At 61.7% G+C, this 9,223-nt stretch carries 10 protein-coding genes and 1 pseudogene; 5 read left to right on the forward strand and 6 right to left on the reverse strand.

Annotated elements, in window-relative coordinates; all coding sequences use genetic code 11:
- The 3 genes and pseudogenes from PMI29_RS06590 to PMI29_RS06580 all read left to right on the forward strand — a co-directional run.
- Positions 1 to 171 (forward strand): annotated as a pseudogene (locus PMI29_RS06590) (dolichol-phosphate mannosyltransferase); the annotation flags it as partial.
- Positions 168 to 446, forward strand: a complete 279-nt coding sequence (locus PMI29_RS06585; RefSeq protein WP_008001918.1) for a lipid-A-disaccharide synthase N-terminal domain-containing protein — start codon at positions 168 to 170, stop codon at positions 444 to 446. The pseudogene PMI29_RS06590 and the gene PMI29_RS06585, both read left to right, overlap by 4 nt.
- Positions 447 to 449: 3 nt before the next feature.
- Positions 450 to 2,000, forward strand: a complete 1,551-nt coding sequence (locus PMI29_RS06580; RefSeq protein ID WP_008001920.1) for an ArnT family glycosyltransferase — start codon at positions 450 to 452, stop codon at positions 1,998 to 2,000.
- Positions 2,001 to 2,169: 169 nt separating this feature from the next.
- On the opposite strand, the gene ahr is transcribed toward PMI29_RS06580, so the two are convergent.
- Positions 2,170 to 3,201, reverse strand: a complete 1,032-nt coding sequence (gene ahr, locus PMI29_RS06575; RefSeq protein WP_008001921.1) for an NADPH-dependent aldehyde reductase Ahr — start codon at positions 3,199 to 3,201, stop codon at positions 2,170 to 2,172.
- A 199-nt stretch (positions 3,202 to 3,400) separates the two neighbouring features.
- Here ahr and PMI29_RS06570 point away from each other — a divergent pair, with 199 nt between their 5' ends.
- The gene (locus tag PMI29_RS06570; protein WP_008001923.1) at positions 3,401 to 3,601 is read left to right on the forward strand and encodes a YbdD/YjiX family protein; all 201 of its coding nucleotides are present in this window, start codon (positions 3,401 to 3,403) and stop codon (positions 3,599 to 3,601) included.
- A gap of 110 nt (positions 3,602 to 3,711) precedes the next feature.
- Here PMI29_RS06570 and PMI29_RS06565 read toward each other — a convergent pair whose 3' ends face one another.
- Positions 3,712 to 4,353, reverse strand: coding sequence for an HD domain-containing protein (locus tag PMI29_RS06565; protein WP_008001924.1), 642 nt, complete (start codon positions 4,351 to 4,353; stop codon positions 3,712 to 3,714).
- Positions 4,354 to 4,473: 120 nt separating this feature from the next.
- Here PMI29_RS06565 and PMI29_RS06560 point away from each other — a divergent pair, with 120 nt between their 5' ends.
- Entirely contained in the window at positions 4,474 to 5,508 is a 1,035-nt protein-coding gene (locus PMI29_RS06560; protein WP_008001926.1) for a GlxA family transcriptional regulator, read from the forward strand.
- A 47-nt stretch (positions 5,509 to 5,555) separates the two neighbouring features.
- Here the strand turns inward: PMI29_RS06560 and PMI29_RS06555 are convergent, their stop codons facing one another.
- The 4 genes from PMI29_RS06555 to PMI29_RS06540 all read right to left on the reverse strand — a co-directional run.
- Positions 5,556 to 6,323: a metallophosphoesterase gene (locus PMI29_RS06555; protein ID WP_008001928.1), complete on the reverse strand. Its 768-nt coding sequence runs from the start codon at positions 6,321 to 6,323 to the stop codon at positions 5,556 to 5,558.
- 198 nt (positions 6,324 to 6,521) lie between these two features.
- A complete protein-coding gene (locus PMI29_RS06550) occupies positions 6,522 to 7,994 on the reverse strand; it encodes an aldehyde dehydrogenase family protein (protein ID WP_008001930.1) in 1,473 nt (490 codons plus the stop codon).
- Positions 7,987 to 8,814: an ABC transporter permease gene (locus PMI29_RS06545; protein WP_008001932.1), complete on the reverse strand. Its 828-nt coding sequence runs from the start codon at positions 8,812 to 8,814 to the stop codon at positions 7,987 to 7,989. The genes PMI29_RS06550 and PMI29_RS06545 overlap by 8 nt, the downstream gene beginning before the upstream one ends.
- Before the next feature lies 1 nt (position 8,815).
- The coding region (locus tag PMI29_RS06540) for an ABC transporter permease (protein ID WP_033052623.1) at positions 8,816 to 9,223 on the reverse strand (408 nt) is incomplete at its 5' end.

Raw genomic sequence — 9,223 nt, forward strand, 5'->3', positions numbered from 1 at the left:
CATAACGGCCGCATGATCGTGCACCCGGTCAACCACCGGCCGCGCACGGCCGGGGTGTCGAAATACGGCAACCTGGACCGCGCATTGGTCGGCATTCTCGATTTGTTCGGTGTCTGGTGGCTGATCAAGCGTACGCGGTTGAACACCATTGCCCAGGAGATCGAAGGATGATGTTGTCTCGTGAAACCCTGTGGCTGCTGGTCGGCTTTGCGGGGCAGGTTGCCTTTACCGGGCGGTTTGTCCTGCAGTGGTTGTACAGCGAGTACAAGAAACGCAGCGTGATCCCGACCAACTTCTGGTACTTGAGCATCGTCGGCAGCACCTTGTTGCTCGCCTACGCCATTTACCGCCAGGACCCGGTGTTCATCGCCGGGCAGGCGTTTGGCTCCATCGTCTATTTTCGCAACCTGCAATTGATTGCCAAAAGCAGAAGCGTGAAGGAATAAACCATGCGTAGATCATTGTCGCCCAGGGTCGAATGCCTGGGCTTGATGCTGCTTGCCCTGTTGCTGATCGGCGCGGGACTGGGGCTGCGTCAGGCACAGAATGTCGACGAAGAGCGCTTCCTCGGTGTCGCACTGGAGATGCTGCAAAACGGCTCGTGGCTGATCCCGCACCGGGCCGCCGAGATCTACGGCGACAAGCCGCCGATTTTCATGTGGACGGTGGCATTCTTCACCTGGCTGACCGGCAAGCCGAACATTGCCCTCTATATCCCGGGGCTGTTTTCGGCGGTGACGGTTACGGCGATGGTCTATGACCTGGGCCGTCGCCTGTGGACCCAGCGTACCGGACGCAACGCAGCGCTGTTGTACCTGGCGACGTACCAGACCTACAGCATCCTGCGCACCGGTCAGATCGACAGTTTGTTGATTCTGTTCACTTCCCTGGGCCTGTACGGTCTGGCGCGACACCTGCTGCTCGGCCCGGCGTGGTGCTGGTTTTACGCCGGCTGCGCGGCCATGGGCATTGGCGTGATCACCAAAGGCGTGGGTTTTTTGCCGGCGCTGTTGCTGATCCCTTACGCCTATGCGGTGCGCAAGGACTGGCCCGGTGTGGTGGCCATGCCCGGCGAGGCGCGAAAGTGGTTGCTGGGGTTGGCCGTGATGCTCGCGGCGATTGCGATCTGGCTGTTGCCCCTGGCCTTGTCCATCGCCTTCAATGGCAGCGCCGACGAAATTGCCTATGCGCGGGAGATCCTCCTGCACCAGACCGCAGGCCGCTATGCCGCTGCGTGGCATCACCGCGAACCGTTCTGGTACTTCTTCACCAACGTGATTCCGCAGTACTGGCTACCGTTGGTGCTGGTGCTGCCATGGCTGGTGCCTGCCTGGCGCCGTCAGTTGCAAAAGCGTGACGGCCGGGTGTTGGTAGTGCTCGGCTGGGTGGTGCTGGTGGTGCTGTTTTTCTGCATCAGCACTGGCAAGCGCAAGTTGTACATCTACCCGGCACTGCCAGGTCTGGTGCTGGTCGCCGCGCCGTTGATCCCGTGGCTGCTCAAGCGCTGGTTCAAACGGCACCCGCGTTTGCGTCGGGTGTTCCCGGCACTGGTGGCTACCTGGTTCGCGTTGTGGTTCGCCCGTGGTTTCATCGAACCGCTCAAGGAAGGCACCAACATTGATCAGGTGCTCATGGCGCAGGCTGCGACCATGACCCAGGGCGCCGATCTGGTGCTGGTCAACTGGGAGGAGGGGCACTGGTTGTTCGCCCGTCAACCGATCGTGCATTTCGGCATGGACTACTCCTCCATCGAGAAGGCTGCGCAGTATCTGCGCGAACACCCCAAGGCCTACGCTTTGGTGCCGGATGATGTATTGAACCAGTGCTTCAAACCCGAAGCGGCCCGTGAGCTGGGCGAAAACTCCCGGGCGAACTGGTCGATCGTGGGGGCGGATGCCGACAACGGCAAATGCTTCCCGCAAGAGGCCAGCAAAGCCTATCGGTTCTCCTGGAATGATCCGCACATGCCAAAGGTGCCGGCGCAGGCGGCTAATCCCTGAGGACAAAAAAGGTCATTCACGCACTCCCGGGAACCTGTAGGAGCCAGCCCGCTGGCGATGGACTCAAGCGCGCCGCGTTTATCCGGTTCACACGCGTTATCGTTAACGACCATCGCTGGCAAGCCAGCTCCTACAGGGGACCGCGTTCTTTTTCTTCGTTGGTCGTCTGTCATTGACTGGCGTCCAGCACCACGCGGTAACGCGCCTTGCCGCTGCGCAAATGATCGATGGCTTCGTTGATCCGGCTCATGGGAAACATCTCGACCTGCGGCAGGATCTGATGGCGGGCGCAGAACTCCAGCATCATCGCGGTGTTGGCCGGTGAGCCGACCGGCGAGGCGGACAAGACTTTTTGCTGGGGAATCAGGTTGAACACGTGCACCGGTATGGCGTCGGGCACGACGCCGACAAAGTGCAGGCGACCCTTGCCGCGCAGGGTGGCGAGCATGGCGGTCCAGTCGAGGTTGGCGTTGGCGGTGACCAGCAGAAAATCCAGGGTGCCGGCAATGGCATTGAGCGCATCGGTATCGGTCGAGGCAACCACCTTGTGTGCGCCCAGGCGCTTGGCTTCCTCTTGCTTGCTCAGCGATGAGGTGAAGGCGGTGACTTCGCAGCCCCAGGCGTTGAGGAAGCGCAGCGCCAGGTGACCGAGGCCGCCGATGCCCACCACGCCGACCCGGTCAGTGGGCTTGATGCCGAATTCCACCAGCGGGTTGAACACGGTCGAACCGGCACAGAACAACGGCCCGGCTTTCGCCGGATCGAGCCCGGCCGGGATCGGCAGGGCCCAGGCCCAGTGCGAGCGTATGCGGTCGGCAAAGCCGCCATTGCTGCCGATGATGGTCGGTTGGACGGTGCGACACAGGTTATGGGAGCCTTCGATGCACGACGAGCAATGCATGCAACTGCCCTTGTACCAACCGATGCCCACCCGTTGGCCCATTTCCAGGCCGCGGACCTGGGCGCCCACCCGAACGATACGGCCGACCACCTCGTGGCCGGGGATAAACGGGTAGTGGCTGATGCCCCAATCGTTGTCGATCAGCGACTGGTCGGAGTGGCAGACGCCGCAATATTCCACGGCGACTTCCACTTCATCGTTTCCCAACGGGCCGGGATCGTAGCTGTAGCGCTGCAGTGGCGCGCCCGCTGCCGTGGCGGCCCAGCCGGTAAAGGTGGTGAGTTCGCTGCTGTCGCTCATGGGATACCTCCAGATCAGAAGTCAGGGGTCTTGGCCGCTCGGGTGCAGCGGCGGAGCGAGGAAAGTGTAGCGGGTTGCTGGTGTTCCATTGGGCGCGAACCTGGATACTTGAAACTACAAATGCGCCCGATGTGGACACATTGCAGATACATGAGCGCGGTTTCATGGGCCAGGTCCCACGCTCACAGAGAGATCATCCATGTTCCGCAAACTGCAGCAGTTCGTCAGATTGTTCAGCCAGAGCGCCCGATTGATGGTCGGGGTTCCCGAGTACGACAACTACGTGGCGCAAATGGCCCGTAACCGTCCGGGCGAGCCAGTGATGAGCTATGAAATGTTTTTCCGTGAGCGCCAGGAAGCGCGTTTTGGCCGGGGCAAGTGCAATACGCGGTGCTGTTGAAGGCGTTGGACGTATACGCGGGTCAAAAGAACCCGACGCATACGCCCTCGCTTTGCAATGCGGCACTGCGCTCGTTACCGGTTGCGCCGGTGACGAGGTATTGGCGCGGATCAGCTGTCGAAGGGCGCGTTGTCGATCAGGTCGCAGACATTCGGGCAATCGAAACCATGGATGTGGCGACGTCCGACATCCGCAAGCCCGGTGCCAATGGCCGTGTGGGGTTTCTTCCTGGCCACTTCGGCGAGGGCCTGGGTAAAGGCCGCTTTCATGCCGATGCGTGGGTAAAGCGCGAGCGTGTCGTCGACCAGCGAGGGGGTGATTTCATCCAGATGCAGCCCCATGACGTCGACATGGGCACCCAGGTAGATCAGGGCGATTTCCGGCTGTTTGCGGTCGGCGATGCCGGCACTGGAGTGCAGGGCAATCGCATCCCAGACCTGTTCGGCTTTTGCCTGCGCATAACCGTTGGCCAGGAGAAAATGACGGGCGGCATCGGCGCCATCGACTTCAAAGCGCTGGTCGGCGGCGAACTCATCCGTCAGCCCCAGATCGTGTAACAGTGCAGCGAGGTAGACCGTTTCACGGTCGTACTGAAAGCCTCGCCGTTGGCCGAGGAATTCGGCAAACCACCATGTCCGGTGCACATGATGCAAAAGCGCTTTGGAGTGGACGCGCTCCACGAGCGAAGCGGCTTTGCGGGCGAGCTCGGAGTCTGGAGCGCTGAAGCCGCCGATGTTGATGGGTGTGTTCATGTTGCCTCCCGGGGATAAAGTTGACTTGCCGTTCACTCTAGGGAGTTACCTTGTGGCGCAATTGACTATTTACGGATGATTTGTGCCAATATTGGCACCTTGAACGCGCAGGAGTCAGCCGTGACCAGCAAGACGAAACCCGGCCAGCCATCGATTGGCCGCACGCCAAAACGCGTCGTGATATTGGGCCTGCCACCCGTGGACGGGCTTGATGTGATCGGCCCGGCCGAAGTGTTTTCCCTGGCGAACACTCTGCACGACGGCGCCTTCGCGCCCTACGTACTTGAGCTGGTCTGCGCGGGTGTCGACCCGCAGATGGCGAGCAGCACCGGCATCGGTCTCATGGCGCACACGACCCTCGAGCACGAGCGGCATGCCGACAAGGCAATCGACACGCTGATCGTGGCGACGGGCTGGCAGGCAATCGATCAACTGGACGGGGCGGCCATCGAATGGATTCGCACGAGGTCCGGAAACGTGCGACGGGTGTGTTCGATCTGTGTCGGCGCCTTTGCCCTGGCGGACGCAGGGCTGCTGGACGGACGCCGTGCGACGACTCACTGGCGCATGGCGCGCGACCTGGCCGAGCGCTATCCCAAGGTGCAGGTCGATCCGAATCCGATCTGGATCAAGGATGGCAACGTCTATACCTCGGCGGGTATCTCGGCGGGCATCGACCTTGCCTTGGCCCTGGTCAGCGAAGACCTGGGGGATGACGCCGCGCTGGACATTGCGAAAAACCTGGTGCTGTTCCTGCGCCGTCCCGGTGGGCAGGCGCAGTTCAGCGTCGCCCTGCAATCGCAGCAGGTGCCCGGTTCAAATCTGGATGAGCTGTGCCACTGGATCAGTGAGCACCTCGGTTCGCAGCTGACCGTGGAAATCCTGGCGGACCGCTTTGCTACCAGTGTCCGAACCTTGATACGGATCTTTCAGCGCGAGTTGCAGACCACCCCGGCCAGGTACGTTGAAGACGTTCGGCTGGAAGCGGCTTGCCGGGAACTTGAGCTGGGCGGGCGCTCGATGGAGGAGGTCGCACGCCGATGCGGTTATCACAGTGTCGACGTACTGAGGAAGGTTTTCGTCCGGCGTCTTGGCGTGAGCCCCAGAGAGTACGCGCAACGTTTCGCGCCTGACGTGCTGTCGGCCCGTCCGTAGGATGTCGAGCTGTTCGATACGCTGGAACTGTTGTTCTGTGGGTTGCCTCAGAACTCCAGATCGATCACGAAGGCCGGATCGAAATCAGGATTTTCATTGATGCCATTCCTGGCATAGCCCCGGGGATTGCAGACCACCCGGGTGCTGCCCACCCGATAATCGAAGCTGCCATGGGTGTGACCATGCAGCCACAGTGCCGGCTGCCAGTCTTTGATCCGCGCTTCGAGGTCCGAGACAAAGCTTGAATTGATCGGCGAACCGGCAAACGTCGGGCTGATGCTCGACCGTGTCGGGGCGAAATGGGAGACCACCACCGTGGGCGTGCTGCTGTCGCGGGTGAAGCAGTCTTCCAGCCAGGCTACCGTTTGAAGAAAAACCAATTGGGAAGTGGCCGGCGTGAACAGGTCCGGAAAATCGGGGGCGATCTTGATGTGGCTGAAGTCGCGGATCAGCTGAGTCGCCAAGTCGATACCCAGCACCCGATCCTCAGGGCTGTCGAGCAGGCGATAGTCAGACCACAAGGTGCAACCGAGAAAGCGCACGCCGTCGTGGACGTATTCCGAACGTTCCAGCACATGAATCTGCGTGCCTTGCGACAAGCTGTTGAGCTGCTCGTAGGTGGAGATCAGGTCACTGCCATAAAACTCGTGATTGCCCGCCACGTACAGCAGTGGAACCGGACACGCTTTAGCCCACTCGATGGCCTTGGCCGGCCGGGCGATGTCCCCGGCGAGCACGACAATATCGGCATCCACTTCGGGAAACGGGATCGTATTGACGGACAGGTGCATGTCGGACAGCAAAGCAATGCGCATTGATCAACTCCGGCGTGTCTTGCAGGGCAGGTCATTCAAGTTACGCGTTGATAACCCGTTGTCACAAGCCTGCTGACCAGTGGAACTGTAGGAGCGAGCTTGCTCGCGAAAGCGGTGGATCAGTCGACATGGATGTTGGATGTACCGGCGTCATCGCGGGCAAGCCCGCTCCCACAAGGGCGGCGGCGGTTGTCTTGTTTACTTCAAATACCAGCCCCACGGTTGGTCGCTGACATACTCGGTGACCTGCTTGACCTCCAGATAATTGTGCAGCCCCCATTGGCCCAGTTCGCGGCCGATGCCGCTGTGTTTCATGCCCCCCCAAGGCGCTTCGACGAAGGTCGGTTGCGAGCAGTTGACCCAGACGATCCCGGCGCGCAACTGGTTGGCGACCCGGGCTGTGCGTTGCAAATCAGCGCTCATCACGGCGGCGGCCAGGCCGAAGCGGCTGGCGTTGGCCATTTGCACGGCTTGCTCTTCGGTCTTGAAGCGCTTGATGCACAGCACCGGGCCGAACACTTCTTCGCGCCACAAAATGCTGCTGTGGCCAGGCTCGTCGAAAATCGCCGGCTCGACGAAGTAACCTTCGCGCAAGTGCGCCGGTCGCCGTCCGCCGGTGAGCAAACGGGCACCGCTGGCCAGGCCCTGGTCGATGAAACCGAGCACCTTGTCGTATTGGCCCTGGCTGACCAGCGGACCGAGCAGCACACCAGGCTGCATACCGGGGCCGATGCTGATCTTGCGGGTTTCTTCCACCAAGCGTTCGATCAGGCGCGGGGCGATGGTTTCCTGCACCAGCAGGCGTGACGTGGCGCTGCACACCTGGCCCTGGTTCCAGAAAATCCCGAACAGTATCCACTCCACGGCGGCTTCGATATCGGCGTCATCGAACACGATGAACGCAGACTTGCCGCCCAGTTCCAGGCTGATGTTCTTGATGTCCCGGGCCGCCGCCGACATGATTTTCGCCCCGGTGGGCACGCTGCCGGTGAACGCCAGTTTGTCCACGCCCGGATGCTCTGTGAGCGGGCTGCCGGCGTCGGCGCCGAGGCCGGTGATCACGTTCAACACCCCGGCCGGCAAGCCGATGCGGTCGGCGGCGGCTGCCAGTTCAAGGGCGGTCAGCGGCGTCAGCTCGGACGGTTTCAACACCACCGTGGCCCCGGCGGCCAAGGCTGGAGCGACCTTCCACGCGGCCATCAGCAGCGGGTAGTTCCACGGGATGATCTGCCCGGCCACGCCAATCGGCTCGTGGCGGATACGGCAACGGAAACGCTCATCCGGCAAGGCCAGAGGCTGATCCTGTTGCTGGTCCAGATCGCGGGCCAGACCGGCGTAGTAACGGAAGCAGGCAATGGCATCGCCGATGTCCCACTGCGCTTCAGGCAAGGGTTTGCCGTTGTCGCGTACTTCCAGTTCCGCCAGCGCCTGTTTGCCGATTTCCAGTTCATCGGCCAGCGCCTCCAGCCATTGCGCACGCTCGGCGCCACGGGTCTGGCCCCAGCCATTGTCGAAGGCGCGACGGGCCGCGCGCACGGCGTGGTCGACATCCTCTTCAGTCCCCGCAGCCACCCGGTGGAAGACCTGTTCGGTGGCCGGATCGATCACGTCCAGATAGCCGCCCAGGTCCGGGCTGACCCATTCGCCGTTGATGTAGAGCTGATCACGCATGGTGCGACTCCTGGACGCCGGTGCGGCGGTTTTGCAGATGGCGGGAAGTGAACAGCAGGGCCAGCGACACGCAGATGATCACCGTGGAAATCGCGTTGATCTCTGGCGTCACGCCGCGGCGGATGGAGGAAAAAATGTAGATCGGCAACGTCGTTTCGGAACCGGCGACGAAGAAGGCGATGATGAAATCGTCGAAGCTGAAGGTGAACGCCAGCAGGAACCCGGCCATGATCGCCGGACTGATCTGCGGCAGGGTCACCCGCCAGAAGGTGTCCATCGGTGGCGCGTACAGGTCGGCGGAGGCTTCCAGCAAGGCCTTGTCCAGCGAATCGACGCGGCTGCGCACGATCACCATCACCAGTGCCATGGTGAACAACGAGTGCGCGGCGATCACCGTGAAGAACCCCATGTTCAACTTCGGCACCGTCGGCAGCCAGCTCGCCAGCAGCGGGTTGATCAGGTCGAACAGGCTGATGAAGGCGATCAGTGTCGAGATACCGATGACGATGCCCGGCACGATGATCGCGCAGTAGGTCAGGGCATCGAACAGCAGGCGCACTTTGGTGCCGCAGCGTTGCAAGCCGAACACCGCCAGGGTGCCGAACAGCGTGGCGATCACCGCCGAACTGAAGGCGATGAGTGCGCTGTTGCCCAAGGCTTCCATGATGAACGGGTTGCCGAACGCGGTGCCGAACCATTGCACCGAGCAGCACTGGAAGGCCAGACCACTGCGCCCGGCGTTGAAGCTGAACAGCACGATCAAGGCAATCGGCGCGTAGAGGAACAGGTACAGCGAAGTCGAATAGCTGCGCAGCCACATGTCACAAACCTCCGTCGGCAGGGCGGCCGCCGTAGCGCGCCACCAGTTTCAGATACACGCCGATGATCAACAGCATCATCGCCACCAACGTCATGGCCAGCGCACTGCCGAACGGCCAGTTGCGCGATTGCAGGAACAGGTCGACCAGCGCGTTGCCGACAAAAAACACCTTGCCGCCGCCGAGAATGGCCGGGATCAGGAACTCGCCCATCAACAGGATGAACACCAGCATCACCCCGGTAATGATCCCCGGAGCAGACAGCGGCAGGGTGATGCGACGCAAGCTTTCGAAGGCGCTGGCGCCCAAATCCGCCGAGGCTTCGAGCAGGCGCTTGTCGAGCTTTTCCAGGCTGACGTAGATCGGGAACACCATCAGCGGCAGGTAGCCGTAGACGATGCCGATCAGCAC

It is taken from the genome of Pseudomonas sp. GM49 (assembly GCF_000282355.1).
Classification (GTDB): Bacteria; Pseudomonadota; Gammaproteobacteria; order Pseudomonadales; family Pseudomonadaceae; genus Aquipseudomonas.